20 protein-coding genes are annotated in these 26681 nt (G+C 66.8%); 3 read left to right on the forward strand and 17 right to left on the reverse strand.

The features are described 5' to 3' along the window. Positions 1-2 precede the first annotated feature (2 nt). The 13 genes from lpxA to rpsB all read right to left on the reverse strand — a co-directional run bounded on the left by lpxA (position 3) and on the right by rpsB (position 13076). Positions 3-791, reverse strand: a complete 789-nt coding sequence (gene lpxA, locus WS46_RS24140) for an acyl-ACP--UDP-N-acetylglucosamine O-acyltransferase (RefSeq protein WP_059529336.1) — start codon at positions 789-791, stop codon at positions 3-5. A 67-nt stretch (positions 792-858) separates the two neighbouring features. After that, the gene (gene fabZ, locus WS46_RS24145) at positions 859-1326 is read right to left on the reverse strand and encodes a 3-hydroxyacyl-ACP dehydratase FabZ (protein WP_006495559.1); all 468 of its coding nucleotides are present in this window, start codon (positions 1324-1326) and stop codon (positions 859-861) included. Positions 1327-1455: 129 nt separating this feature from the next. Then, positions 1456-2550, reverse strand: coding sequence for a UDP-3-O-(3-hydroxymyristoyl)glucosamine N-acyltransferase (gene lpxD / locus WS46_RS24150; protein WP_059691996.1), 1095 nt, complete (start codon positions 2548-2550; stop codon positions 1456-1458). A 16-nt stretch (positions 2551-2566) separates the two neighbouring features. Next, positions 2567-3064: an OmpH family outer membrane protein gene (locus tag WS46_RS24155; protein ID WP_059529330.1), complete on the reverse strand. Its 498-nt coding sequence runs from the start codon at positions 3062-3064 to the stop codon at positions 2567-2569. A 64-nt stretch (positions 3065-3128) separates the two neighbouring features. Beyond that, the gene (gene bamA / locus WS46_RS24160; RefSeq protein WP_059691997.1) at positions 3129-5435 is read right to left on the reverse strand and encodes an outer membrane protein assembly factor BamA; all 2307 of its coding nucleotides are present in this window, start codon (positions 5433-5435) and stop codon (positions 3129-3131) included. Between the two features lie 64 nt (positions 5436-5499). Further along, positions 5500-6888: an RIP metalloprotease RseP gene (rseP, locus tag WS46_RS24165; protein WP_059529326.1), complete on the reverse strand. Its 1389-nt coding sequence runs from the start codon at positions 6886-6888 to the stop codon at positions 5500-5502. A gap of 11 nt (positions 6889-6899) precedes the next feature. After that, positions 6900-8096 (reverse strand): 1-deoxy-D-xylulose-5-phosphate reductoisomerase, encoded by a 1197-nt coding sequence (locus WS46_RS24170; protein WP_059529323.1) that lies wholly within the window; start codon positions 8094-8096, stop codon positions 6900-6902. A gap of 15 nt (positions 8097-8111) precedes the next feature. Next, a complete protein-coding gene (locus tag WS46_RS24175; protein WP_059691998.1) occupies positions 8112-8933 on the reverse strand; it encodes a phosphatidate cytidylyltransferase in 822 nt (273 codons plus the stop codon). Beyond that, a complete protein-coding gene (uppS, locus tag WS46_RS24180; RefSeq protein ID WP_006758563.1) occupies positions 8927-9709 on the reverse strand; it encodes a polyprenyl diphosphate synthase in 783 nt (260 codons plus the stop codon). Before uppS ends, WS46_RS24175 begins: the two co-directional genes overlap by 7 nt. 49 nt (positions 9710-9758) lie before the next feature. Beyond that, the gene (frr, locus tag WS46_RS24185; RefSeq protein WP_006752152.1) at positions 9759-10319 is read right to left on the reverse strand and encodes a ribosome recycling factor; all 561 of its coding nucleotides are present in this window, start codon (positions 10317-10319) and stop codon (positions 9759-9761) included. Positions 10320-10421: 102 nt separating this feature from the next. After that, on the reverse strand, positions 10422-11135 hold the full coding sequence (gene pyrH, locus WS46_RS24190; RefSeq protein ID WP_011885142.1) for a UMP kinase: 714 nt from the start codon (positions 11133-11135) through the stop codon (positions 10422-10424). A gap of 156 nt (positions 11136-11291) precedes the next feature. Beyond that, a complete protein-coding gene (gene tsf / locus WS46_RS24195; RefSeq protein WP_034188848.1) occupies positions 11292-12173 on the reverse strand; it encodes a translation elongation factor Ts in 882 nt (293 codons plus the stop codon). 162 nt (positions 12174-12335) lie between these two features. Next, positions 12336-13076, reverse strand: coding sequence for a 30S ribosomal protein S2 (gene rpsB / locus WS46_RS24200; protein WP_006483818.1), 741 nt, complete (start codon positions 13074-13076; stop codon positions 12336-12338). Between the two features lie 388 nt (positions 13077-13464). On the opposite strand from rpsB, the gene map reads away from it, so the two are divergent. Genes map through WS46_RS34450 form a run of 3 tightly spaced genes read left to right on the forward strand, consistent with a single transcriptional unit; the run spans position 13465 to position 18816 of the window. After that, the gene (map, locus tag WS46_RS24205) at positions 13465-14280 is read left to right on the forward strand and encodes a type I methionyl aminopeptidase (RefSeq protein WP_012328760.1); all 816 of its coding nucleotides are present in this window, start codon (positions 13465-13467) and stop codon (positions 14278-14280) included. Between the two features lie 59 nt (positions 14281-14339). Continuing rightward, entirely contained in the window at positions 14340-16916 is a 2577-nt protein-coding gene (locus WS46_RS24210) for a [protein-PII] uridylyltransferase (RefSeq protein ID WP_059691999.1), read from the forward strand. A 16-nt stretch (positions 16917-16932) separates the two neighbouring features. Then, on the forward strand, positions 16933-18816 hold the full coding sequence (locus tag WS46_RS34450; RefSeq protein WP_082725390.1) for a pseudouridine synthase: 1884 nt from the start codon (positions 16933-16935) through the stop codon (positions 18814-18816). Between the two features lie 98 nt (positions 18817-18914). Here WS46_RS34450 and def read toward each other — a convergent pair whose 3' ends face one another. The 4 genes from def to smc all read right to left on the reverse strand — a co-directional run bounded on the left by def (position 18915) and on the right by smc (position 26587). Then, entirely contained in the window at positions 18915-19448 is a 534-nt protein-coding gene (gene def, locus WS46_RS24220; protein WP_059511077.1) for a peptide deformylase, read from the reverse strand. Next, a complete protein-coding gene (gene ligA / locus WS46_RS24225; protein ID WP_059529314.1) occupies positions 19445-21520 on the reverse strand; it encodes an NAD-dependent DNA ligase LigA in 2076 nt (691 codons plus the stop codon). Before ligA ends, def begins: the two co-directional genes overlap by 4 nt. 173 nt (positions 21521-21693) lie before the next feature. Continuing rightward, the gene (locus WS46_RS24230) at positions 21694-22989 is read right to left on the reverse strand and encodes a cell division protein ZipA C-terminal FtsZ-binding domain-containing protein (RefSeq protein ID WP_059529311.1); all 1296 of its coding nucleotides are present in this window, start codon (positions 22987-22989) and stop codon (positions 21694-21696) included. An 85-nt stretch (positions 22990-23074) separates the two neighbouring features. Next, positions 23075-26587 (reverse strand): chromosome segregation protein SMC, encoded by a 3513-nt coding sequence (smc, locus tag WS46_RS24235; RefSeq protein WP_059692000.1) that lies wholly within the window; start codon positions 26585-26587, stop codon positions 23075-23077. Positions 26588-26681 lie beyond the last annotated feature (94 nt).

The raw sequence follows: 26681 nt of genomic DNA on the forward strand, positions 1-26681 counted from the left end.
GCTTAGCGGATGATGCCGCGTTGGGACGCGTCGATGAACGCGACGAGCGCGCCAACAGCTGCGTCGCCTTCGCCGCCCGCGGCCGCCAATTCGCGCAACTGCACCTTCGCTTCCTCGAGCGACAGCCCGTTCTTGTACAGCAGGCGGTACGCGCTGCGCAGCGCCGAGATCGCGTCGGGCGAGAAACCGCGCCGGCGCAGGCCTTCGACGTTGATGCCGTGCGGTTCGGCCTTGTTGCCGGCCGCGATCACGAACGGCGGCACGTCCTGCACGAGCGCCGAGGCGCCGCCCAGCATCGAGTGCGCACCGATGCGCACGAACTGGTGCACGCCCGACATCCCGCCGACGATCGCAAAGTCGCCGATCTCGACGTGACCGGCCATCTGCGCGTTGCTCGACAGGATCACGTTGTTGCCGACGCGGCAGTCATGACCGATGTGCACATAGGCCATGATCCAGTTGTCGTCGCCGAGCGTCGTCACGCCGACGTCCTGCACGGTGCCGGTGTGGATCGTCGTGAATTCGCGGATCGTGTTGCGGTTGCCGATCACGAGCTTCGTCGGCTCGTCCTTGTACTTCATGTCCTGCGGACGGCCGCCGACCGACGCGTAATGGCCGATGCGGTTGTCCTCGCCGAGCGTCGTGTGACCTTCGATCACGCTGTGCGAACCGATCGTCGTACGCGCGCCGATCGTGACGTGCGGCCCGACGATCGCGTACGGCCCGATCTCGACGGACTCGTCGATCTGCGCACCCGGTTCGACGATCGCGGTAGGATGAATCCTGGTCATGCGCCGTTGCCTCTCGATGTGATGTGTCGCGTTGCTCGCGTTATGTTACCCATGCGTGCCGCGTCGCTCAGGGCGCCGCGTCGGCCGTCTTGACCGTGCACATCAATTCGGCTTCCGCCGCCACCTTGCCGTCCACTTCCGCCACCGCCTTGAACTTCCAGATGCCGCGGATGTAGCGTTCGAACGTCACGTTCAGAATCAGCTGGTCGCCCGGTTCGACCACACGCTTGAAGCGTGCGCCGTCGATGCCGACGAAGTAGTACAGCGTGTTCTCCGGATCCTTCGGCTGCTCTTCCGCGAACGTCAGCAGCGCGGCCGCCTGAGCGAGCGCCTCGAGGATCAGCACACCCGGCATCACCGGCCGCTTCGGGAAGTGCCCCTGGAAGAACGGCTCGTTGATCGACACGTTCTTCAGCGCTTTGATTCCCTTGTGCGGCTCGAGTTCGAGCACGCGATCGACGAGCAGAATCGGGTAGCGATGCGGCAGCAGCGTGAGGATCTTGTGGATGTCGAGATTGATTTTTTCAGTGCTCATGATGGTTCGTCTCACGCAGAAGCTGCGCGGTGGTGATGCAAAGGCTGAAGCGGGCCGCCGCGCGGCCCAGTCTGGCAAACCGGGCCGGATGCGTTGGCCGTGCCCGGTTCGTGGTCTCGCATGGTGCGGTCAGGCGTCCGTGCCGCCCTGGGCGGCCAGCGCGGTTTCGAGCGCCTTGATGCGGTCGCGCAGCTTGTCGAGGTTGCGCACGAGCGCGGCGCTCTTGTTCCATTCGCCGTGGTCGACGGCCGGGAACGCGCTCGTGTAGATGCCTGCCTTCGGCAGCGACTTCGACACGCCCGAATTCGCGGTGATGATGACATAGTCGCCAAGCGTCACGTGGCCAGCGATCCCGGCCGCGCCGCCGATCATGCAGTGGCGGCCGATCGTCGTGCTGCCCGCGATGCCCGCCTTGCCGGCGATCACCGTGTACGCGCCGATCCGGCAGTTGTGGGCGATCTGCACCTGGTTGTCGATCTTCACGCATTCCTCGATGACGGTGTCCGCCATCGCGCCGCGATCGATCGTCGTGTTCGCGCCGATCTCGACGTCCGGGCCGACCGACACGCCGCCGACCTGCGGAATCTTGACCCAGCTGCCGGTGCGCGCCTCGCCGTCGCCGACGAAATCCGGCGCGAAGCCGAACCCGTCGGAACCGATCACGGCACCCGAATGAATGATCGCGCGCGGGCCGATCTTGCAGCCGTGGTACACCGATGCGTTCGGATACAGGTGCGAACCCGCGCCGATCGTCGTGCCGCGCCCCACGAACACGTTCGCGTCGAGCTGCACGCCGTCCTCGATCACCGCGCCGGCCTCGATCGTCACGTGCGGACCGATCACCGCGCTCGCGGCCACCTGCGCGGCCGGATCGATCGTCGCGCTCGGATGCACGCCGGCCGCGCGCGGCGGCGTGGCGAGATCGATGAACATCTGCGCGACGCGTGCGAAGTACGCGTACGGATTCGGCGTCACGATGAAATTGCGGGAGCCGGCCGTCCGGCCATCAGCGGCCGCGCCCAGCTTTTCGAGATCCTTCGGCGCGATCAGCACCGCGCCGGCGCGGGTCGTCTCGACCTGCGACAGGTACTTCGGATTCGCGAGAAACGCGAGTTGCTGAGGGCCTGCCTGGTCGAGCGGCGCGAGGCCGCCCACCTTGCACTGGGCGTCGCCGACGATCTCGCCGCCGAACCGCTTTACGAGTGCCTCAAGCGTCAATGCCATTCGTCGTCTGCTCCGTTCAGTTCGTCGAGCCGGACGCGAGCGCCTTGAGCACCTTGTCGGTGATGTCGATGCGCGGGCTGACGTACACGGCTTCCTGCACGATCAGGTCGTAATTCTGCTGCTCGGCGATCTGCTTGATGACCTTGTTCGCACGCTCCAGCACCGCCGCGAGTTCCTCGTTGCGGCGCTGGTTCAGGTCCTCGCGAAACTCGCGCTGCTTGCGCTGGAAGTCGGTATCGAGCTGCGCGAGATCGCGCTGCTTCTGTGCGCGATCGGCCGCCGACAGCGACGGGCCGTTCTTGTCCAGCGAATCGGACATCGACTTCAGACGCGCGGCGAGGTCCTGCAGATCCTTGTCGCGCTTCGCGAACTCGGCTTCGAGCTTCGTCTGCGCCGCCTTGGCGGGCGCGGACTCGCGCAGGATCCGATCCGAATTGACCGCCGCGATGCGGGCGACGTCCTGAGCATGTGCCGTCGCCGCGCCCAAGGCCAGCGCAACGGTCAGCGCACACATCACTCGTTTCGAAAACTTACCGGTTAGCAAAATTACCCTCTCGTTGCTGTTGTCATGCGTTCGATCAGAACGCCGTCCCGATCTGGAACTGGAATTTCTGGTACTGGTCGCCTTCATGCTTCTGCAGCGGGAAGCCGAGGCTCAGCTTCAGCGGGCCGATCGGCGAGATCCACGCGAGACCCACACCGTAGCCGTAACGCAGGCCGTTCGCGCCGGTACTCGTGCCGCCCGGCGCGTTGCCCCACACGTTACCGCCGTCGAGGAACGTGAACACGCGCAGCGTGCGGTCGTAGCCGGTACCCGGCAGCGGGAACGTCAGCTCGATGTTGCCGACCAACATCTTCGAACCGCCGATCGGGTCGTTCGTCTTCGTGTCGCGCGGGCCCAGCGAGCTCGGCTCGTAGCCACGCACGGAGCCGATACCGCCCGCGTAGTAGTTCTTGAAGATCGGGTACGGGTTGCCGATACCGTTGCCGTAGCCACCTTGCAGGTTCAGGCCCAGGATGAAGCCGCGCGAGAACGAATAGTAGTACTGCGCCTGCAGGTCGGCCTTGTAGTACTGGATCTTGCCGACCGGCACGCCGTATTCGACGTTCGCCTGCGTGAAGTAGCCGCGGCTCGGGATCAGCGCGCTGTCACGCGCGTCGCGCGACCACGCGACCGTCAGCGGCACCGTGTTCGACACGCGGCCGAACTCGTTCACGTAATCCTGGTAGCTCTGCGGCGTGTTCGAGTCGACGTCGAGACGGTTCTGCTCGAAGCCCGCGCCGAAGTAGACCGTATCGACTTCCGAGAACGGAATGCCGAACTTCAGGTTGCCGCCCGCGCTGATGATCCGGAAGCTCGAGCTCGTCGAATAGTAGAGCGGCTGGTACGTGCGGTAGTAGACGTCCGTGATCCGCTTGATGCCGTCGACCGTGAAGTACGGGTCGACCTGCGTGACGGTCAGCGTGCGGTAGCTCTTCGCGGTGTTGACGTTCACCGACAGGCTCGTGCCCGAGCCGAACACGTTGTCCTGCGACACGCCGGCCGACAGCACCACCTTGTCCGTCGACGAGAAGCCCGCGCCCAGCGTGATCGCGCCGGTCGGCTTTTCATCGACCTTCACGTTCACGTCGACCTGGTCGTTCGTGCCTTCGACGGGCACCGTCGTCACGTCGACGTTGGTGAAGTAGCCGAGACGGTTCACGCGGTCCTTCGACAGCGCGAGGCGGTTCGAATCGAACCACGAGCTTTCGAGCTGGCGCATTTCGCGGCGCACGACTTCGTCACGCGTACGCGTGTTGCCGACCACGTTGATGCGGCGCACGTACACGCGGCGGCTCGGATCGACGACGAGATTCAGGTTCACCTTGTGGTTTGCCTGGTCGATGTCCGGCTGCGCGTTGACGGTCGCGAACGCATAGCCGTATTCGCCGAGCTTGTCGACGATCGACTTCGTCGTTTGCTGCAGCTTTTCGGCCGAGAAGCGATCGCCCGGCTTGATCTTGATCAGCTTGTTCAGTTCGGCTTCGCGATCGAGCAGGTTGCCCGACAGCTTGATGCCCGACACCGTGTACGGCTCGCCTTCGTGCAGCGTGACCGTCAGGTACATGTCCTTCTTGTCGGGCGAGATCGACACCTGGGTCGACTCGATGTTGAACTCGAGGTAGCCGCGGTTCAGGTAGTACGAGCGCACGGCCTCGAGGTCGCCCGTGAGCTTTTCCTTCGAGTACAGGTCGTTCTTCGTGTACCAGGAGAACCAGTTCGGCGTCGACAGCTGCATCTCGTCGCGCAGCGCGCTCGTGCTGAACGCCTTGTTGCCGATGAAGTTGATCTGGCGGATCTTCGCGCTCGGGCCTTCGGCGACCGCGAACAGGATCGACACGCGGTTCGCGTCGACCGGCGTGACCGTCGTCTTGACCTCGGCCGCATAGAAGCCGCGCGTCAGGTACTGACGCTTGAGCTCCTGCTCCGCCTTGTCGACGAGCGCCTTGTCGTAGTAGCGGCCGTCGGCCAGACCCACTGCGCGCAGCGCCTTCGTCAGGTTGTCCTTGTCGAATTCCTTCGTGCCGGTGAAATCGATCGACGCGATGGCCGGACGCTCCTGCACCTGCACGATCACGACGTTGCCCTGGGTGGCAATGCGCACGTCGTTGAAGAAACCCGTGGCGTACAGCGCGCGGATTGCTTCGGATGCCTTGTCGTCGGTGAAGGTATCGCCCTGCTTGATCGGCAGGTAGGCGAACACCGAACCCGCTTCGACGCGCTGCAACCCCTCGATCTTGATGTCTTGCACCACGAACGGTGCCGCTGCATGCGCCGCGAGGCCGTGCGCGGCGAGCGCGGCCGCTGCAACTGTCTTAGGTACAAAGCGATGAGGTTTGAACAACGTGCATCCCCAATATTTAGCTGCATCAAATCAGGCGGCGGCCGACTGGCCGCCGCCTGACGCTTCAGAAATGGATTAACCGAGCCAGGTCGTTGAACAGCGCGATCGCCGACAACGCGACGATGCAGATCAACCCGGCTCTTTGCAGAATCAGCTGCCAGCGCTCCGAGACGGCTTTCCCGGTCGCGGCTTCAACCAGATAATATAACAGATGCCCCCCGTCCAAAACGGGAATCGGCAGCAAGTTCAGCACCCCGAGGCTAATGCTGACAAGGGCGAGGAACGACAGGAAGGCCGACGGACCGAGCCGCGCGCTCTTGCCGGCGTAGTCGGCGATCGTCACCGGGCCGGACAGATTCTTCAGCGACGCATCGCCCGTGATCATCCGTCCGAACATCTTCAGCGAATAAACCGCGATGTCCCACGTGCGGTGCGCGCCGAGCCGCAGACTCTCGATCGGCCCATAGCGTACGTCGACCGACGGCGTGTGCATCGACAGCGCCGCACCGATGCGGCCGATCTGCTGCCCCGTTTCATCGTCGCGCTGCGCTTGCGGCACGATCGACACCGTCCGGGCGGCGCCGCCACGCTCGACCTGCAGTTCGACCGCCTGGCCCGCATGGTGCTTCACCGCGTCGATGAAGCGCGATGCACCGCCGATCGGATTGCCGTCGAGCGCCAGCAGCTTGTCGCCGGCCTTCAGGCCCGCCTGCTCGGCCGCGCTGCCGGGCTGCACCGACGCCACCGACAGCGTGCCGCCGCCGGTCTCGAAGCCCAGGTGCATCATGAAATCGTCGTCGAGCTGGCTTTCGGGAACATTGCGCAGGTCGACGCGGAAGTCGAACGTCGACGCGCCGCCGTCGCGCGCGCCGAGCACGACCTCGCGATGATCGAACGCGGCGGACAGCAGCTTCCAGCGCAGGTCCGACCACGAGCGCACCGGCACGGCCTCGCCACCTTGCGCGTCACCTACGCGCGCGTCGCGGATCGACACGATCGTCTCGCCGCCGTCGAAGCCCGCGTGGGCCGCCACCGTGCCGGCGGCCGGCGGCGCGAGCACCGCGGCCGGCTCGGTCACACCGGTTGCGAATACGACGGAAAACAGGACGATTGCCAACAGGAAGTTCGCGATCGGGCCGGCGGCGACGATTGCGATGCGCTTGAACACCGATTGCCGGTTGAACGCCTGATCGAGTTCCTCGGGCTTGACGCCCGCCCCCGGCTCGCGCTCGTCGAGCATCTTCACGTAACCGCCGAGCGGCAACGCCGAGAGCGTCCATTCGGTGCCCGTCCTGCGGCTGACCCAGCGCGCGACGGGCTGGCCGAAACCGATCGAGAAACGCAGCACCTTCACGCCGCACCAGCGCGCGACGCGATAATGTCCGTACTCATGCACGACGACCAGCACCCCGATCGCCACCGCAAACGCGATCAGTTCGACCAGCACGTTCATGAGCACCTCATTCAGACAGCGCGCTCCACGCGTGGCGCAGGCGCTTTCGCAATGATCTCGGCGGCGAGGCGGCGTGCCTCGGCGTCCGCCGCAAGGACGTCTTCGAGCCCGTTCGGGTTACGGTTCGGCAGTGCGTTGAGCACCGCATCGACCGTCGCCGCGATCGCCATGAAGCCGATCCGGCGCTCGAGAAATGCTTCGACCGCGATTTCGTTCGCCGCGTTCAACGCGGCGCTCGCGATACCGCCCTCCTCAAGCGCCTTCAGCGCGAGCGCGAGGCACGGGAAGCGCGTGTAGTCGGGCTTCTCGAACGACAGCTGCGCGATCTGCGCGAGGTCGAGCTGGTCGACACCGGCGTCGACGCGCTCCGGGAACGCGAGCGCGTGCGCGATCGGCGTGCGCATGTCGGGGTTGCCGAGCTGCGCGAGCACCGAGCCGTCGCGGTACGACACGAGCGAATGGATCACGCTCTGCGGGTGGATCAGCACGTCGATCCGGTCGCCGGGCAGGCCGAAGATCCAGTGCGCCTCGATGACTTCGAGGCCCTTGTTCATCATCGTCGCGGAATCGACGGAAATCTTGCGGCCCATCACCCAGTTCGGGTGCTTGCATGCTTCGTCCGGCGTCACGTCGACGAGCGTGGCCGGCTCACGCGTGCGGAACGGGCCGCCCGACGCGGTCAGGATGATCTTCGAGATCCCGCCGTGCTCGTTCTCGTCGCGCGGCATGCACTGGAAGATCGCGTTGTGTTCGCTGTCGACCGGCAGCAGGATCGCGCCATGGTCGCGCACGGCGTCCATGAAGATCGCGCCCGACATCACGAGCGATTCCTTGTTCGCGAGCAGGATGCGCTTGCCGGCGCGCGCGGCCGCGAGGCTCGGCGCAAGGCCGGCCGCGCCGACGATCGCGGCGACGACCGTATCGCAGCCATCGCTCTTCGACACGTCGACGAGCGCCTGCGGCCCGTACAGCACCGTGGTCTTGCTGCCCGCCGCGCGCAATTTCGCCTCGACGTGCGCGGCCGTGCTCGCATCGCCGACCACCGCGATTTCGGGTGCGAAGCGCAGGCACTGCTCGACGAGCTTGTCGCCGTTGCGGTGCGCGGTCAACGCGTAGACCGAGAAACGCTCGGGATGGCGGGCGACCACGTCGAGCGTGCTGTCTCCGATCGAGCCCGTGGAACCGAGCAGTGTCAGACGTTTTTGCATAGCAGAAATAGTGGTTTAACCAAGCAGCAGCATTGCGAGCGGCAGCACCGGCAGCAGCGCGTCGACGCGGTCGAGCACGCCACCGTGACCGGGCAGCAGGCCGCTCGAATCCTTCACGCCCGCCTGACGCTTGAGCAGCGACTCGAACAGGTCGCCGATCACGCTGTAGACGACCAGCAGCGTCAGCGCGGCCCACGCACCGGGCATCCCGTAGCGCGCGGCGAATGCGGAAAACAGGGTCGGCTCGAACCAGTGCGCGGCCATCGCGACACCCGCGACGACCATCACGACGAGCCAGCCGCCGATCGCGCCTTCCCAGCTCTTGCCAGGACTGATCGTAACGGCCAGTTTACGCTTTCCGAAGGCCTTGCCCGCGAAGTATGCGCCGATATCGGCCAGCCAGACGACCAGAAGCAGCGACAGCACGAACGCAACGCCCTGCGCGCGCGCCGCGACGACCGCATGCCAGCAGGCTGCGAACACCACGAGCCCGGCAGCGAGCAGGAACGGCCGCCACACGCCGCCCGCGAGCTCCGGCTTGCGCCGCAGCGAGAACGGGCCGACCAGCAGCCAGAACACGCCGGCCGCCATGAAAAGGGGACGGGACGAAGTGGCTTCGACGCCGAGCGGCGCGGTCGCCGCGAGCGCCAGCGCCGCGACGATCGCGTAGACGACCGAGCCGGTCGCGCCGAGCTTGAGCAGGCGCGCCCACTCCCACGCGGCGAACACGAGCACGACGCCGATCAGCGCGCCGAACGCGGCGAGCGGCGCGAACAGCGTCACCGGCAGCAACACTGCCAGCATCACGACCGCCGTGATCACGCGGGTCTTCAGCATGAAAGGGAATCGGCGTTCTGCGATTGGGGTTCGAGCTGCGCGCTGGTGCGCCCGAAACGGCGCTCGCGCTCGGTATACGACGCGATCGCGTCGGCCAGCGCCGCGCCGTCGAAGTCCGGCCAGTATTTGTCGGTGAAATAGAATTCGGCGTATGCGAGCTGCCACAGCAGGAAATTGCTGACGCGCTGCTCTCCGCCGGTGCGGATGAAGAGATCGGGCTCCGGCGCATAGGCCATCGCCAGGTGCGGCGCGAACGCGTCTTCGGTCACGTCGACCTCGCGTCCCTCGCGCACGGCCTGCTCGACGAGTTTCTTCGTCGCCTGCAGGATATCCCAGCGGCCGCCGTAGTTCGCGGCGATCGTCAGGGTGAGACGGGTGTTGCGCGCCGTCTTGGTTTCGGCACGGCGGATCAGTTCGCGGATGCGCGGCTCGAAGCGCTCGAGATCGCCCACCACCCGCAGGCGGATTCCGTTCGCATGCAGCTTGCCGATCTCGCGCTCGAGCGCGGTGATGAACAGCCGCATCAGGAACGACACTTCGTCGTTCGGCCGGCGCCAGTTTTCCGAACTGAACGCGAACAGCGTCAGGTATTCGACGCCGGCGCGCGCGCAGCCTTCGACCACCGCCCGCACGGCATCCACGCCGCGGGTGTGCCCCGCGACGCGCGGCAAGCGGCGTTCGGTCGCCCAACGGCCGTTGCCGTCCATGATGATCGCGATATGACGCGGCACGGCGCCGACGTCAGGCACGCGAACGGTAGAGCTGGTATAGGTCATGGCCGTTGAGACAGTAATGCGGGAAGAAGGCGGCGCGCGAGGACGGTCGTCAGACCGTCATGATCTCGGCTTCCTTGCTCTGCACGAGCTTGTCGACTTCGGCAACGTGCTTGTCGGTCAGCTTCTGCACGTCGTCGCTCGCACGGCGCTCGTCGTCTTCCGAGATTTCCTTGTCCTTCACGAGCTTCTTGAGCGCTTCGTTCGCGTCGCGGCGCAGGTTACGGATCGCAACCTTGGCCGTTTCGCCTTCGCTCTTGACAACCTTGGTCAGCTCGCGGCGGCGCTCTTCCGTCAGCGCGGGCATCGGCACGCGGATCAGGTCGCCGGCCGTCGCCGGGTTCAGGCCGAGATCGGCTTCGCGGATGGCCTTCTCGACCTTCGCGACCATGTTCTTTTCCCACGGCTGCACGCCGATCGTGCGTGCGTCGACGAGCGTCAGGTTCGCAACCTGCGAGATCGGCACCATCGAACCGTAGTAGTCGACCTGCACGTGATCGAGCAGACCGGTATGCGCACGGCCCGTACGGATCTTCGCCAGATCGTTCTTGAACGCTTCGATCGAGCGCTGCATCTTCTGCTCTACGCCCTTCTTGACATCAGCGACACTCATTTCAACCTCCAAACCTTCCAACCTTCAAAGAACGCGGGCCCCGCCCGGCGCGCCACGCACCGCGGCCGGCGACCCACGCCGCTTGCCCGCATCCGCGGGAGTTTACACGTGGACGAGCGTACCTTCGTCCTCGCCCAGCACGATACGCTTGAGCGCGCCCGGCTTGTTGATCGAAAACACGCGGATCGGCAGCTTCTGGTCGCGGCACAGCGCGAAGGCCGTCGCGTCCATCACCTGCAGATTGCGGCTGATCGCCTCGTCGAAGCTGATCGTCGTGTAGCGCGTGGCCGACGGATCCTTCTTCGGATCGGCAGAATATACGCCATCGACCTTGGTCGCCTTCAATACGACCTCGGCGCCCACTTCCGAACCGCGCAGCGCGGCGGCCGTGTCCGTCGTGAAGAACGGGTTGCCCGTGCCAGCCGCGAAGATCACGACCTTGCCTTCCTCGAGCTGGCGGATCGCGCGGGGTCGGATGTACGGCTCGACGACCTGGTCCATGCGCAGCGCAGACTGCACGCGCGCGACGATGCCGGCGTGACGCATCGCGTCCTGCAGCGCCAGCGCGTTCATCATCGTCGCCAGCATCCCCATGTAGTCGGCCGTCGCGCGGTCCATGCCGGCCGCACCGCCCGCGACACCGCGGAAAATGTTACCGCCGCCGATCACGACCGCGAGCTGCGTGCCGAGACCCACGACTTCGGCGATATCCGCCACCATCCGCTCGATCGTCGCGCGATTGATGCCGAAGGCATCGTCGCCCATCAGCGCTTCGCCGGAGAGTTTGAGGAGGACGCGTTTATAGGCATTGGACATAGGGGCTTCCGAGCGACGAGAGGATGACAACCACGAACTGTAGGGGCGAAATACTGATTCGGGCAAGCGCCGACGGTCGGACGGGGGTTCCCGGCCGGCCGGCGGCGCCGCCGGCCGCGGCGGAGCGGACGCCCGCCGCGGATACTGCCTGACTGCTTACTGCTGCTTTGCTGCTGCGACTTGCGCGGCCACTTCGGCGGCGAAGTCGTCCTGACGCTTCTCGATGCCTTCGCCGACGACGAACAGCGCGAACTTCTGCACTGCCGCATTCGCTGCCTTCAGCATCTGCTCGATCGTCTGCTTGTCGTTCTTCACGAACGTCTGGTTCAGCAGCGACACTTCCTTCAGGTACTTCTGGACGCTGCCGTCGACCATCTTCGCGACGATTTCAGCCGGCTTGCCCGATTCGGCAGCCTTCTGCTCGGCGACACGGCGCTCCGTCTCGATCAGTTCCGCCGGCACGTCGGCCGACGACAGCGCGACCGGCTTCATCGCGGCGATGTGCATCGCGACGTCCTTGCCGACCTGCTCTTCCGCACCCGTGTACTCGACGATCACGCCGATACGCGCGCCGTGCAGGTACGTTGCGATCTTGTTCGCGGTTTCGAAACGGACGAAACGGCGGATCGACACGTTCTCGCCGATCTTGCCGATCAGGGCCAGACGCACTGCGTCGACCGTCGAGCCGTCGAGCGGCAGTGCCGACAGCGCTGCCACGTCGGCCGGGTTTTGCGTCGCGACGAGTTCCGCGACCGTCTTCGAGAATGCGAGGAAGTCGTCGTTCTTCGCGACGAAGTCGGTTTCGCAGTTCAATTCGACCAGCGCGCCCGCGTTGCCGCCGACGAACGATGCGACGACGCCTTCGGCCGTCACGCGCGATGCCGCCTTGCTCGCCTTGTTGCCGAGCTTCACGCGCAGCAGCTCTTCAGCCTTGGCCAGATCGCCGTCGGCTTCCGTCAGCGCCTTCTTGCACTCCATCATCGGTGCGTCGGTCTTTGCGCGCAGTTCTGCCACCATGCTTGCGGTAATTGCCGCCATCATTCGCTCCTTGAGTCTGTATTCACAACGCCGCCCGCTTGGACGCGAACGGCCGAAAATCGTTTCCGGACCCGCGCCGATTCGGCGCGATCAGGTCCGGCGCACAAGCTTAAAAAAAGGGGGCCTGTTGAGAGCCCCCTTTTTGCGCCGGCTCGGGGCCAGTTACGCGTTTTCCTCGACGTACTCGTCGTCGCCACGCGCTGCCTGGACCACTTCGTTGACCGCGTTCGCACGGCCTTCCAGGATCGCGTCGGCCACGCCTTCGGCGTACAGCGCGACTGCCTTGCTCGAGTCGTCGTTACCCGGGATCACGTAATCCACACCTTCCGGCGAGTGGTTCGTATCGACCACGGCGATGACCGGCACGCCCAGCTTGTTCGCTTCCGTCACGGCAATCTTGTGGTAGCCGACGTCGACGACGAAGATTGCGTCCGGAATGCCGCCCATGTCCTTCACGCCGCCGATCGACTTCTGCAGCTTGGCGATTTCGCGTTCGAACAGCAGCGCTTCCTTCTTGCTCATCTTCTCGAGCTCGCCCGCCTCGACTGCCGCTTCCATGTCCTTCAGGCGCTTGATCGAAACCTTCAGCGTCTTGAAGTTGGTCATCATGCCGCCGAGCCAGCGTGCGTTGACGTACGGCATGCCCGCGCGCTGCGCTTCCTGGGCGATCGTGTCACGCGACTGACGCTTCGTGCCGACGAACAGGATCGTGCCGCGGTTCGCTGCCAGCTGGCGCACGTACTTCTGTGCGTCCGTGAACATCGGCAGCGTCTTTTCGAGGTTGATGATGTGAATCTTGTTGCGGTGACCGAAAATGAACGGAGCCATCTTCGGGTTCCAGAAACGGGTCTGGTGACCGAAGTGGACACCCGCTTCCAGCATTTGGCGCATCGTGACTGCCATGTAAATTCTCCACGAGGGTTGGGTCTTAAGCCGGCTGCCGTACCGCCGCGCGAACGCGCCCCGAAGGACCCTCGTTCCGCGCGGCCGGCACCCTGGTTGCGCCGGCTTGCGATTCGGCACGTGCGAAAATGCCCGTGCCGCAAGCCTTTCATCGCCATGCCGCCCTGCACCGCCCGATGACGGGCATGTTCGGCATTTGGATGTCGACTTAGCCAGAGAGTATAGCACGCCGATTTGTCGGCTCTCAAGTCGCCCGGCACTTTCGCTTGCCGCGCGGCAGTCGGCCGGACAATCCGCGAAAACCCGCATCGGCACCGCCGGCAGGGGCTGCGAGGCCCGCCATAAGGTGCGATAATCCGTCAATTCACCGCATTCCAGGCATACCTCGATGGCTATTACGCTCAAAAACGAACACGACATCGCCGAGATGCGCGTCGCCTGCCGTCTCGCGAGCGAAGTGCTCGACTTCATCACGCCGCACGTCGTCGCGGGCGTCACGACCGCCGAACTCGACCGGCTCTGTCACGAATTCATGCTCAACGAGCAGGGCACGATCCCCGCGCCGTTGAATTATCAGCCGCCCGGCTATCCGCCGTACCCGAAGGCCACCTGCATCTCCGTCAACGACGTGATCTGCCACGGCATTCCGGGCGAGAAGGTGATCAAGAACGGCGACGCGCTGAACATCGACATCACCGTGATCAAGAACGGCTACTTCGGCGACACCAGCCGGATGTTCATCGTCGGCGAGGGCTCGATCCTCGCGAAGCGCCTCGTACAGACCACCTACGAGTGCATGTGGCTCGGCATCGACCAGGTCAAGCCCGGCGCCCACCTCGGCGACATCGGCTACGCGATCCAGAAGCATGCGGAAGCGCAGGGCTACAGCGTCGTGCGCGAATACTGCGGCCACGGCATCGGCACGGTGTTCCACGAGGATCCGCAGGTCGTCCACTACGGCCGTCCGGGCACCGGCATCGAGCTGAAGGCCGGGATGATCTTCACGATCGAGCCGATGATCAACGCCGGCAAGCGCGATATCCGCACGATGCCCGACCAGTGGACGGTCAAGACGCGCGACCGCAGCCTGTCCGCACAGTGGGAGCACACGGTGCTCGTCACCGAGACGGGCTACGAGGTGCTGACCGTGTCCGCCGGCACGCCGGCGCGCCCGGTGTTCGCGCAACCGGCCGCCGCGGTCTGAGCGCCGCCGCGCCAGGCCGCCCCGCCCGCCCCTGACCTGCTGACCTGAACGGCCCGCCCATGAGCGCTCACGCCGCCCCCTCGCCCGAAGCGCTGTCGCGGCGCGCCGAATTCAAGGCCGCCAAGGCCGACATGCTCGAGCGCTTTCGCAGCGCGACGAACGTCGCGTCGCTGATGCACGCACTGTCGAAACTCACCGACGACGTGCTCAAGCGCGTGTGGGGCGACTGCGGGCTGCCCGCGACGCTCGCACTCGTCGCCGTCGGCGGTTACGGGCGCGGCGAACTCGCGCCCTACTCCGACGTCGACATCCTCGTGCTGCTGCCCGATGCGCACGACGCGGCGCTCGACGCACGCATCGAGCGCTTCATCGGGATGGCATGGGATCTCGGCCTCGAGATCGGCAGCAGCGTGCGCACGGTCGCCCAATGCATCGAGGAAGCATCGCAGGACGTCACCGTGCAGACCTCGCTGCTCGAGGCGCGCCGCATCGTCGGCAGCACCGCGCTGTTCGAGCGCTTCACCGTGCGGTATCACGAGGCGCTCGACGCGCGCGCATTCTTCACCGCGAAGGTGCTCGAGATGCGCCAGCGCCACGCGAAGTTCCAGGACACGCCGTACAGCCTCGAACCGAACGTGAAGGAAAGCCCGGGCGGGTTGCGCGACCTGCAGACGATCTTGTGGATCGCGCGCGCGGCCGGCTTCGGCAGCAGCTGGCGCGAGCTCGACACGCGCGGCCTCATCACCGATCGCGAGGCGCGCGAGCTGCGCCGCAACGAAGGATTCCTGAAGACGCTGCGCGCGCGGCTGCACGTGATCGCCGGCCGCCGCCAGGACATGCTCGTGTTCGACCTGCAGACGCAGGCCGCCGAGAGCTTCGGCTACCAGCCGACGCAGGCCAAGCGCGCAAGCGAGCAGCTGATGCGCCGTTACTACTGGGCCGCGAAAGCGGTCACGCAGCTGGCGACGATCCTGATCCAGAACATCGAGGCGCAGCTGTTTCCCGCGACGAGCGGCATCACGCGCGTGCTGTCGCCCGATCGCTTCGTCGAGAAGCAGGGCATGCTCGAGATCGTCGACGACGGCGTATTCGAACGCCATCCGGACGCGATCCTCGAAGCGTTCCTGCTGTACGAGGCGACCCGTGGCGTGAAGGGTCTGTCCGCCCGCACGCTGCGCGCGCTGTACAACTCGCGCGAGATCATGAACGACACGTGGCGGCGCGATCCGCAGAACCGCCGCACGTTCATGCAGATCCTGCAGCAGCCCGAAGGCATCACGCATGCGTTCCGGCTGATGAACCAGACGAGCGTGCTCGGCCGCTATCTGCTGAATTTCCGCCGCATCGTCGGCCAGATGCAGCACGACCTTTACCACGTGTACACGGTCGACCAGCACATCCTGATGGTGTTGCGCAACATTCGCCGCTTCGCGGTGGCCGAGCACGCGCACGAGTACCCGTTCTGCAGCCAGCTGATCGGCAATTTCGAGCGCCCGTGGGTGCTGTATGTCGCGGCGTTGTTCCACGACATCGCGAAGGGCCGCGGCGGCGATCACTCGACGCTCGGGATGGCCGACGCGCGGCGTTTCTGTCGCGAGCACGGGATCGCCGGCGATGACGCGGCGCTGATCGTGTGGCTCGTCCAGCATCACCTGACGATGAGCCAGGTCGCGCAGAAGCAGGACACGAGCGACCCGGAGGTCATCAAGCGCTTCGCCGAAGTCGTCGGCAACGAGCGCTACCTCACCGCGCTCTACCTGCTGACCGTCGCCGATATCCGCGGCACGAGCCCGAAGGTGTGGAACACGTGGAAGGGCAAGCTTCTCGAAGACCTCTACCGGATCACGCTGGCGGTGCTCGGCGGCGCCAATCCCGACGCGCATTCGGAACTGAAGTCGCGGCAGGAGCAGGCGCTCGCGCTGCTGCGCCTCGAGACCGTGCCCGACGACGCGCACCGCGCGCTGTGGGATCAGCTCGACATCGGCTTTTTCCTGCGCCACGACGCGGCCGACATCGCATGGCAGACGCGCGTGCTGTACCGGCACGTGAACGCCGAAACCGCGATCGTCCGCGCGCGGCCGTCGCCGATCGGCGACGCGCTGCAAGTGCTCGTGTACGTGAAGGACCGCCCCGACCTGTTCGCGGGCATTTGCGCGTACTTCGACCGCAACGGGCTGTCGGTGCTCGATGCGCGCGTCAGCACGACGCGGCACGGCTATGCGCTCGACAACTTCATCGTCACGCAGACCGAACGCGACGTGCGCTACCGCGACATCGCGAATCTCGTCGAACAGCAACTCGCGACGCGCCTTGCCGAAACCGTGTCACTGCCTGAGCCGTCCAAGGGTCGCCTGTCGCGGCTGTCCCGGACGTTTCCGATTACGCCGCGCGTCGACCTCCGGGCCGACGAGCGCGGTCAGTACTACATCCTGTCCGTGTCCGCCAACGACCGGCCGGGCCTTCTCTATTCGATCGCGCGCGTCCTGGCCGAGCATCGGGTCGGCGTCCACGCGGCGCGGATCAATACGCTCGGCGAACGCGTCGAGGACATCTTCCTGCTCGACGGTGCCGGCCTGTCCGACAACCGCTTGCAGATCCAGCTCGAAACCGAATTGCTGCGCGCGATCGCAGTCTGAATGAATCCCAGCGTTTATGCGCACCAAATTGACCGTCAAGAATCCGCGGCCGGCGTCGCCGACCCGCGCACCTGTCCGCTCCGGCAGCCTCGTCGCCCGCAAGGCGGTGCGCCCCGCCGCGCCGTCCGCGGCCGACAAGCCGCCGCGCCCGAAGAAGGCCGCCGCACCGGCTGCCGCCGGCGAGCGTGCGTTCAAGCCGCGCGGCGCGGAGGGCCCGGGTGCGGAACGCGCTCCGGCAAAGCGCGCGCCGCGTGACGGCAGCGCCGAGCGCGGCTATCGCAGTGACGCGAAGCCTGGCGGCCGCGCCGAACGCGGCGACGCCCGTCCGTATCGCGGCACCGACGGCAAGCCCGATGCGCGGCCGCGCCGTGCGGGCACCGAAGGCGGTGCACGTGCGCCCTATCGTGACAAGGCAGCCGGTGAAGGCGAAAAGCGCAGCTTCGGCGAACGCCGTACGTCGTCCGACCGTCCGGCTCGCCGCAGCGACGACGATACGCGCCCGCGCCGCGCAAGCGCTGAAGGTGGCGCACGTGCGCCCTACCGCGACAAGGCAGGCGGCGCAGGCGAAAAGCGCAGCTTCGGCGAACGCCGTACGTCCTCCGACCGCCCGGCTCGCCGCAGCGACGACGATACGCGCCCGCGCCGCGCAAGCGCTGAAGGCGGCGCACGTGCGCCCTACCGCGACAAGGCAGCCGGCACAGGCGAAAAGCGCAGCTTCGGCGAACGCCGTACGTCGTCCGACCGCCCGGCTCGCCGCAGCGACGACGATGCACGCCCGCGCCGCGCAAGCGCTGAAGGCGGCGCACGTGCGCCCTACCGCGACAAAGCAGCCGGCGCAGGCGAAAAGCGCAGCTTCGGCGAACGCCGCACGACATCCGACCGCCCGGCCCGTCGCAATGACGACGATGCGCGCCCGCGCCGCGCAGGCGTCGAAGGCGCTGCACGCGCACCCTACCGCGACAAGGCAGCCGGTGCAGGCGAAAAGCGCAGCTTCGGCGAACGCCGCACATCGTCCGACCGTCCGGCGCGCCCCGCACGCGACAACGAACGTAGCGGCACCGAACGCCGCTCGACCGGCGCCGCGCTGAAGACCGCGCAACCGGTCAAGCGCCGCGCCGCCGACGTCGACCACGGCGACGAAACGGGCCTGATGCGCCTGTCGAAGCGCATGTCCGAACTCGGCCTGTGCTCGCGCCGCGAAGCGGACGAATGGATCGAAAAGGGCTGGGTGCTCGTCGACGGCGAACGCATCGACACGCTCGGCACCAAGGTCCGCCCGGACCAGAAGATCGAGATCGACGAACGCGCGAGCGCCGCGCAGGCCGCGCAGGTGACGATCCTGCTGCACAAGCCGGTCGGCTACGTGTCGGGTCAGGCGGAAGACGGCTACGAGCCGGCATCGGTACTGATCACGCGCGCGAACCAGTGGAGCGGCGACCGCTCGCAACTGCGCTTCTCGCCGCAGCATCTGCATGCGCTCGCGCCGGCCGGGCGGCTCGACATCGATTCGACCGGCCTGCTCGTGCTGACGCAGAACGGCCGGATCGCGAAGCAACTGATCGGCGAGCAGTCGGACATCGACAAGGAATACCTGGTGCGCGTGCGCTTCGGCGAACGGCTGATCGACATCGACCAGCACTTCCCCGCGGAATCGCTCGCGAAGCTGCGCCACGGTCTCGAGCTCGACGGCGTCCCGCTGAAGCCCGCGATGGTGAGCTGGCAAAACGGCGAACAGCTGCGTTTCGTGCTGCGCGAAGGCAAGAAGCGCCAGATCCGCCGCATGTGCGAACTGGTCGGCCTCGAAGTGATCGGCCTGAAACGCGTGCGGATGGGCCGCGTGATGCTCGGCGCGTTGCCGCAAGGGCAATGGCGCTATCTGTCGGCTGACGAGTCGTTCTGACGGCGGGCACGCACTGTGCGTGCCGCGCCATGCAAAAAGCCCGCGCGAGCGGGCTTTTTCGTTTCGGTACGGCGACGGCGCGCGCGGCCGCATGACGGTCAGTCGTCGTCGGCCGGATCAAGCCCCGGAAACAACACTTCGGTGAAGCCAAAGCGCGTGAAGTCGGTGATCCGCATCGGATACAGCTTGCCGATCAGGTGATCGTATTCGTGCTGGACGACCCGCGCGTGGAAGCCTTCGGCGACACGGTCGAGCTTCGCGCCGAACTGATCGAAGCCGCTGTAGCGCACCTTCGCATAGCGGCTGACGACGCCGCGCATGCCCGGCACCGACAGGCAGCCCTCCCAACCCTCTTCCATGTCCGGCGGCATGTACTCGAGCTTCGGGTTGATCAGCACCGTCTCGGGCACGGGCGGTGCGTCCGGATAACGGTTGTTGCTGCCGAAGCCGAAGATGATGATCTGCAGACCGACGCCGATTTGCGGCGCGGCAAGCCCCGCACCGTTCGCGTGATGCATCGTCTCGAACATGTCCGCGACGATCTCGTGCAGTTCGGGGGTATCGAACCGCTCGACCGGCTTGGCGACTTCGAGCAGGCGCGGATCGCCCATCTTCAGGATCTCGCGAATCATGGCGTGTTGCCCTCCAGGAGTTGGTGCAGTCCGTCTTCGTCCAGCACGGGGATGCCGAGTTCCTCGGCCTTCGCGAGCTTGCTGCCGGCGTCAGCGCCCGCGACCACGTAATCCGTCTTCTTCGATACCGAGCCCGCGACTTTCGCGCCCGCCGCTTCGAGCATCTCCTTCGCCGCGTCGCGCGTGAGCGTCGGCAGCGTGCCCGTCAGCACGACCGTCTTGCCGGCGAGCACGCCCTGCGGCGCCTTCGGCGCGGGCGGGCCTTCGGGCCACGTGACCTTGCCGGGCGCGCGCAACTGCTCGATCACCGTGCGGTTGTGCTCTTCCGCGAAGAACTGGTGCAGCGACTCGGCCACGATCGGACCGACGTCGTTCACTTCGAGCAGTTCCTCGATCGACGCGTCCATGATCGGCGTCAGCGACCCGAAATGCTTCGCGAGATCCTTCGCGGTCGATTCGCCGACATGGCGGATCCCGAGCCCGTAGATGAAGCGCGCGAGGGTCGTGTGCTTCGCCTTTTCGAGCGAGTCGAGCAGATTCTGTGCGGACTTCTCGGCGAACCGGTCGAGTTCCGCGAGCGTCGCGAAACCGAGATTGAACAGGTCGGCCGGCGTGCGCACGAGGTTCAGCTCGACGAGCTGATCGATGATCTTCTCGCCGAGCCCGTCGATGTCGAGCGCGCGGCGCTGCGCGAAGTGCCACAGCGCCTGCTTGCGCTGCGCCGGGCAAAACAGGCCGCCCGTGCAGCGCGCGATCGCCTCGTCGGGCAGGCGCTCGATCTTCGAGCCGCATACCGGGCACTCGGTCGGCATCACGAACTCGGCCGCATCGGCCGGCCGGCGATCGAGCAGCGCGCCGACGACTTCGGGAATCACGTCGCCCGCGCGCCGCACGATCACGGTATCGCCGATCCGGATGTCCTTGCGGCGCACTTCGTCCTCGTTGTGCAGCGTTGCGTTGGTTACCGTCGCGCCGCCGACGAACACCGGTTCGAGCCGCGCGACCGGCGTGATCGCGCCCGTGCGGCCGACCTGCACGTCGATCGCGACGAGCTTCGTCAATGCTTCCTGCGCGGGGAACTTGTGCGCGAGCGCGAAGCGCGGCGCGCGCGACACGAAGCCGAGGCGGTCCTGCTCGTCGCGCCGGTTGACCTTGTAGACGACGCCGTCGATATCGTACGGCAGCGATTCACGCTTCTCGCCGACCTTGCGGAAAAAACCGAGCAGGCCATCGGCGCCGAGCACGACCGCGCGTTCGCGGTTCACCGGCAGGCCGAGCGACTCGTACCAGTCGAGCAGCGCGCTGTGCGTGTCCGGCATCGGCATCCCGTCGAGCACGCCGATCCCGTACGAGAAGAACGACAACGGACGCTGCGCGGTGATCTTCGGGTCGAGCTGGCGCAGGCTGCCGGCCGCCGCATTGCGCGGATTCGCGAATTCGCGCTGCTCGGCCGCGCGCTGGCGTTCGTTCAGGCGTGCGAAATCGCGCTTGAACATCAGCACCTCGCCGCGCACGTCGAGCACGGCGGGCACGTGCGCGCCCTTCAGCTTCAGCGGGATCGAGCGGATCGTGCGGACGTTCTCCGTCACGTCCTCGCCGGTCGTGCCGTCGCCGCGCGTCGATGCCTGCACGAACACGCCGTGCTCGTAGCGCAGCGAGATCGCGAGCCCGTCGAACTTCAGCTCGCATGCGTATTCGACGGGATCCGTCACCGAGCCGGCAAGATCGGTCGTCTTGCCGAGCGCATCGGCGACGCGCTTGTCGAACGCGGCGATGTCCTCGTCGGCGAAGCCGTTGTTCAGCGACAGCATCGGCGCGTCATGGACGACCGGCGTGAAACCGCTCGCCACTTCGCCGCCGACGCGCTGCGTCGGCGAATCGGGCGTCACGAGCTCGGGATGATCGGTTTCGAGCTGTTGCAGCTCGCCGAAGAGCCTGTCGTATTCGGCGTCGGGCAGATCCGGCTGGTCGAGCACGTAATAGGCGTAATTCGCCCGCTCGAGTTGATCGCGCAGCCAAGCGGCACGCGCGTCGGGGTGGCTGGCTGGCGGTTCGGCTTGGGTTCGGGCCATGCTGGCGGCAATTCGCTCTGAAAAATCGGATGTTCGATTATCTCAGTTTGACGCCGCGGCGGGGGCACGCGATGCGTGCCGCGCAGGCGCGTTGCAGTGCACACGGACGATGTGTTTGCGGCGCTGCAACGACAACGGGCGACGGCACCGCAGGCCGTCGCCCGTGAAACGCGTTACTGACTGAAGAGGCGGCGCGTGACCGGCGAACCGGCCGGGATGCCCGCTTCCTCGAGCTTCGCGTACAGCTTCATGAGTTGCTGGTCGATCGCGACGAGCGTCGATTCCGGCAGCGGCCGGCGCGAATCGTCGACGACCCGCGCACCGATCCGCTCGGACAGCGACTTCGCGTAGTCGCACATCAGCCGGAACGGCAGGATGTCCTCTTCGGCGACCGGCACGTCGAGCACGAGCGTGATCATGTTGCCGCCCTTGTAGGTCAGGTCGTCGCGCAGGAAGTTCGTGTCGCCGAACTGCAGCATGAACACGGGGTTCTGCTTCGCATCGAGCTTCACGAAGCGCGTGCCGTCGCGCGACAGCAGCAGCCCGTCCTGGGAAGCGACGGCCTGCACGTAGTTTGCCGACCACGGCGCGCCGTCCGACATCACGTTGATCGACAACTGCGCGTCGCACTGCGCGGCAAAGCCGTCGAGTTCGCGCGCCATCGCGACCGTCTCCATCATGTCCGGGAATTCCGGTGCGCCGTCGATCGCGTCGGCGAACTGCTGGACGCCCGTCACGAATTCGGAGAATTCGAGTTCGTTCAGCGCGCCGCTGCGGTTCGCGAGCTGGGCCGCGGCACGCAGCTCTTCATAGCGCACGCCGTTCTGCAGCAGTTCCCACTGGCCGCCTTCCGGCTTGCCCTCGATATGCACGGGCTTGCTGCCCGCGCGGCGCAGCCGCTGCGCGACCGGCAGGATCTTGTCGCCCGGCAGCGGCGCGCCGAGGCGAATCGGCACGATGCAGTCGATCCGGCGGTCGACGATCGCGGGCGGCGCCGACGAAATCGTCGTCGCGGCGGGCAGCACGGGTTCAGCCGGTTCGTTCGATGCATCGGCGGCCGGTGCTTCCTGCGTGGCGGCGACCGCACCTTCGTCGACGGCCTGCTCGGCCGACTCGGCCGACGCCGACGGCGCGTCGACGCCGGTGGCCTCGGCCTGCAGGTCGGCCGGCGTGTCGGCAGGCGCCACGCCACCGAAGGTCGGCTCGACGCGCGCGGCGTCGGCCGATGCGCTCGCGGCAGCGGCGGCCGGTGCCGGCGCCGCGGATTCGCGGCGCACGGGCTGGCGCACCGGCTCGATGAACGGCAGCTCTTCGTCGCGCTCGGGGCGATTCATCGCCTCGGCCGTCTCTTCCGGCATCGGGCGCGGCATCCTGCGCCGCACCTTCGCGCCCTGCCACGCGTTGTAGACCACGACGCCGCCCACCACGACGGCGCCCGCGCCGATCAATCCGAGTGTCAACTCGTCCATGCACGCTCCATCAGCAATTCTTGTTCGTCGGACTCGCGAACGGGCGCCCATGCGCCGCGCGAACGCGGTCCGGTTTCGTCAAACGTCAATTCTGGGCAAAACCCGCGGCGGTTTCCATGTCCACCGCGACGATCCGCGACACGCCCTGCTCCTGCATCGTCACGCCGATCAGCTGCTGCGCCATCTCCATCGCGATCTTGTTGTGCGAGATGAAGAGGAACTGCGTCTTGTCGGACATCGCGCGCACGAGATTCGCGAAACGCTCGGTGTTCGCGTCGTCGAGCGGCGCGTCGACCTCGTCGAGCAGACAGAACGGCGCCGGGTTCAGCTGGAACATCGCGAACACCAGCGCGGTGGCGGTCAGCGCCTTTTCGCCGCCCGACAGCAGGTGGATGGTCGCGTTCTTCTTGCCCGGCGGCTGCGCCATCACCTGCACGCCCGCGTCGAGGATCTCGTCGCCCGTCATGATCAGCTTCGCCTGGCCGCCGCCGAACAGGCGCGGGAACAGGTCGCTGAAGTGACGGTTGACCTCGTCGAACGTGCCCTGCAGCAGCGTGCGGGTTTCCTGGTCGATCTTGTGGATCGCATCCTCGAGCGTCGTGATCGCGTCGGTCAGGTCGGCCGACTGCGCATCGAGGAACACCTTGCGCTCGCTCGCGGCCTTCAGCTCGTCGAGCGCGGCCATGTTGACCGGACCCAGCGCGTTGATCGCGTTGTTCAGGCGCGTGACCTCGCCCTGCAGGTACGACGGTTTCAGGTCCGGGGTCAGCTTCTCGCGCAGCGCTTGCTCGTCGACCTCGGCCGCCGCGAGCTGCTCGGCAAACTGCTCGACGGACAGGCGCGCGGCCTGCTCCTTCAGCTGCAGCTCGGTGATGCGGTCGCGCAACGGCTGCAGCGAACGCTCGGCGACGAGACGCTGCTCGTCCGAAGCGCGCAGCTTTGCCGTCAGGTCGTCGAGCTCGATCCGCGCGGCCTGCAACGCCTCTTCCTTCACCGCGCGAATTTCGAGCGCGTCCTGCAGCCCCGTGTGCGCAGTCTGCTCGTTGATCGTTTCGAGTTCGGCGCGCGCGTCTTCCAGCGACGCGGCGACGCGCTCGCTCTGCTCGTGCGCGACCTGGATGCTGCGCTTGAGCTCGTCGATCCGCGTGACCGCGTTGCGCGCGGCGAAGCGTGCGTCGTTCGCGCCGCGCTCGAGGTCGCGCGCTTCCTGGCGCGCCTGCGTCAGCGATTCGTCGAGCGCCTCGAATGCGAGCTGGTTGTCCTCGAAGCGCGCCTGCAGTTCCGCGAGTTCGCCGTCGAAACGCTCGAAGTTCGCTTCCGATTCCGCGCGCAGCGCGCGCTGCTCGTCGATCTGCGCGCCGATTTCCTCGAGCTCCTCGCGGATCTGCGTGCTGCGCTGCGTGTAGCGCTCATGCGCCTGTGCGAGTTTCAGCACGTCCATCTGCAGTGCGTGCACCCGCTGCGTCGCGCGCTCGGCCTGCGCGCGCACGTCGCCGAGCGCCTGCGTGGCCTGCGTGTGCGCGGCCTCCGCCCGCACGGCGGCGGTGCGGGCCTCGTCGGCGAGCAGCGCCTGCGCGCGCACCTGGCGCGTCAGGTTCTCGATTTCCTGCTGGCGAGCCAGCATCCCGGCCTGCTCCGAATCGGCCGCGTACAGCTGCACGCCGACACGCGTGACGATGTGGCCGGCCTTGACGACGAACGCGCCGCCTGGCGGCAGTTGCGCGCGCGTCGCGAGCGCCTGCGCGACGTCGTCGGCGACGTACACGTTGCCGAGCCAGTCGTTCAGCACCGCACGGATGCCCGCATCGTCGATGCGTACGAGCGACAGCACCGGGCGCAGCCCGGCCGCGGCGGCCGGCGGCTCACCGGCCGCGGGCGGCGCGTAGAACGCGAGCTTCGCGGGCGGCGCGTCGGTCGCGAACGCCTTCACCCAGTCGAGATTCGACACTTCGAGCGCAGCCAGACGCTCGCGCAGCACGGCCTCGAGCGCCGCTTCCCAGCCCGCCTCGACGTGCAGCTTCTTCCAGAGACGCGGCAGCGCGCCGAGCTCGTGCTTGTCGAGCCACGGCTGGATCTTGCCTTCGGTCTGCACGTTCTCCTGCAGCTGCTTGAGCGCGGCGAGCCGCGCCTCGAGCTGGTGGATCTGCGCGCTTTCGGCCTGTACGCGCTCCTGCGCGGCACGGCGTTCGCCGTCGAGGCGCGGCAGCGCGTCCTGCGCATCGGTCAGGCGTGCCTGGGCTTCGGCGAGGATCTCTTCCTGCTCGGCGAGCTGCATGCGCAACTCCTCGAGCTGCGCTTCGTCCGGTGCGTCGAGCCCGCCCGCCTCGGACTTCAGGCGTTCGTGGCGCTGCTGAAGCTGCTGGAGCTGCTGGTCGGCATTGCGCTGGTGTGCGGCCTCGAGCTTCAACGACTGTTCGGTCTGCGCGATCCGCGCGCGTTCGTCGTTGAGCTGCGCCTGCGCATCGCGCCATTTCGCCTCGAGCGCCGGGAGCGCGTCGTGTTTCGCGGCCGCGTTGTCTTCAGCGAGCGCGGCCTTCTCGTCGGCCATCGCCCGCGCTTCTTCCGCTTCCTCGAGCTCGTCCTGCGCCTTCTCGGCCTGCGCGCGCCATTGCTCGCGCTGCGCGTTCAGCGCGGCGATCTGCGCCTGCACGCGATTGCGCGATTCGACGATGAACTTGATCTCGGCCTCGAGGCGGCTCACTTCGGCGTTCGCCTCGTAGAGCGCACCCTGCGCGCCCTGCATCGCGTCGCTCGCCGAATAATGCGCGACCCGCAACGTCTCGAGCTGCGACTCGACCTCGCGCAGCTTTGCCGTCTGCGCCTCGAGGTCGATCTGCGCCTGCTCGATCGCGCGCTGCTGCTTCTGCTGCTCGCTCGCGGCCTCGTTCTTGCGCAGCAGCCACAACAGGCGCTGCTTCTCCTCGCCGTCGGCGACGAGTTCCTTGTATTTGGTCGCGACGACGGCCTGCGCCTCGAGCTTCTCGAGGTTCGCGCCGAGCTCGCGGACGATGTCCTCGACGCGCGTCAGGTTCTCGCGCGTGTCGTGCAAGCGGTTCTCCGTCTCGCGGCGGCGCTCCTTGTACTTCGACACGCCGGCGGCTTCCTCGAGGAACACGCGCAGCTCTTCCGGCTTCGCCTCGATGATCCGCGCGATCATGCCCTGGCCGATGATCGCGTACGCGCGCGGGCCGAGGCCCGTGCCGAGGAAGATGTCCTGGATGTCGCGGCGGCGCGCCGGCAGGTTGTTGATGTAGTAGCTCGACGTGCCGTCGCGCGTCAGCACGCGCTTCACGGCGATCTCGCCGTACTGGCCCCACTGCCCGGCCGCGCGGCCGTCGGAGTTGTCGAAGATCAGCTCGACGCTGGCCCGGCTGCCGGGCTTGCGTGCGGTCGAGCCGTTGAAGATCACGTCCTGCATCGACTCGCCGCGCAGCTCGGACGCGCGCGACTCGCCGAGCACCCAGCGCACGGCATCGATGATGTTGGACTTGCCGCACCCGTTCGGGCCCACCACGCCGACAAGCTGGCCCGGAACCTGGAAATGCGTGGGATCGACAAAGGATTTGAAGCCAGCGAGTTTGATCGAGCTCAGACGCACGGCGGTATCGGATGTGAAGAAGGTGTGAAACGGACGGGGCCGCGACGCGCGGGGCCGGACGGCCCGTGCGCGCGATGCGCCCCGGAATTCAAAA

Origin of the sequence: Burkholderia sp. RF4-BP95 (assembly GCF_001521985.1) — a bacterium.
GTDB classification, from domain to species: domain Bacteria; phylum Pseudomonadota; class Gammaproteobacteria; order Burkholderiales; family Burkholderiaceae; genus Burkholderia; species Burkholderia diffusa.

Coding starts and splice junctions, on each gene's coding strand:
- pyrH (WP_011885142.1), bottom strand. CDS start 11,135: ATGTCCAATGCCTATAAACGCGTCCTCCTCAAACTCTCCGGCGAAGCG.
- WS46_RS24170 (WP_059529323.1), bottom strand. CDS start 8,096: ATGCAAAAACGTCTGACACTGCTCGGTTCCACGGGCTCGATCGGAGAC.
- WS46_RS24175 (WP_059691998.1), bottom strand. CDS start 8,933: ATGCTGAAGACCCGCGTGATCACGGCGGTCGTGATGCTGGCAGTGTTG.
- map (WP_012328760.1), top strand. CDS start 13,465: ATGGCTATTACGCTCAAAAACGAACACGACATCGCCGAGATGCGCGTC.
- rpsB (WP_006483818.1), bottom strand. CDS start 13,076: ATGGCAGTCACGATGCGCCAAATGCTGGAAGCGGGTGTCCACTTCGGT.
- WS46_RS34450 (WP_082725390.1), top strand. CDS start 16,933: ATGCGCACCAAATTGACCGTCAAGAATCCGCGGCCGGCGTCGCCGACC.
- WS46_RS24210 (WP_059691999.1), top strand. CDS start 14,340: ATGAGCGCTCACGCCGCCCCCTCGCCCGAAGCGCTGTCGCGGCGCGCC.
- rseP (WP_059529326.1), bottom strand. CDS start 6,888: ATGAACGTGCTGGTCGAACTGATCGCGTTTGCGGTGGCGATCGGGGTG.
- uppS (WP_006758563.1), bottom strand. CDS start 9,709: ATGACCTATACCAGCTCTACCGTTCGCGTGCCTGACGTCGGCGCCGTG.
- tsf (WP_034188848.1), bottom strand. CDS start 12,173: ATGGCGGCAATTACCGCAAGCATGGTGGCAGAACTGCGCGCAAAGACC.
- fabZ (WP_006495559.1), bottom strand. CDS start 1,326: ATGAGCACTGAAAAAATCAATCTCGACATCCACAAGATCCTCACGCTG.
- WS46_RS24230 (WP_059529311.1), bottom strand. CDS start 22,989: ATGGACGAGTTGACACTCGGATTGATCGGCGCGGGCGCCGTCGTGGTG.
- def (WP_059511077.1), bottom strand. CDS start 19,448: ATGATTCGCGAGATCCTGAAGATGGGCGATCCGCGCCTGCTCGAAGTC.
- frr (WP_006752152.1), bottom strand. CDS start 10,319: ATGAGTGTCGCTGATGTCAAGAAGGGCGTAGAGCAGAAGATGCAGCGC.
- lpxA (WP_059529336.1), bottom strand. CDS start 791: ATGACCAGGATTCATCCTACCGCGATCGTCGAACCGGGTGCGCAGATC.
- WS46_RS24155 (WP_059529330.1), bottom strand. CDS start 3,064: ATGTGTGCGCTGACCGTTGCGCTGGCCTTGGGCGCGGCGACGGCACAT.
- lpxD (WP_059691996.1), bottom strand. CDS start 2,550: ATGGCATTGACGCTTGAGGCACTCGTAAAGCGGTTCGGCGGCGAGATC.
- ligA (WP_059529314.1), bottom strand. CDS start 21,520: ATGGCCCGAACCCAAGCCGAACCGCCAGCCAGCCACCCCGACGCGCGT.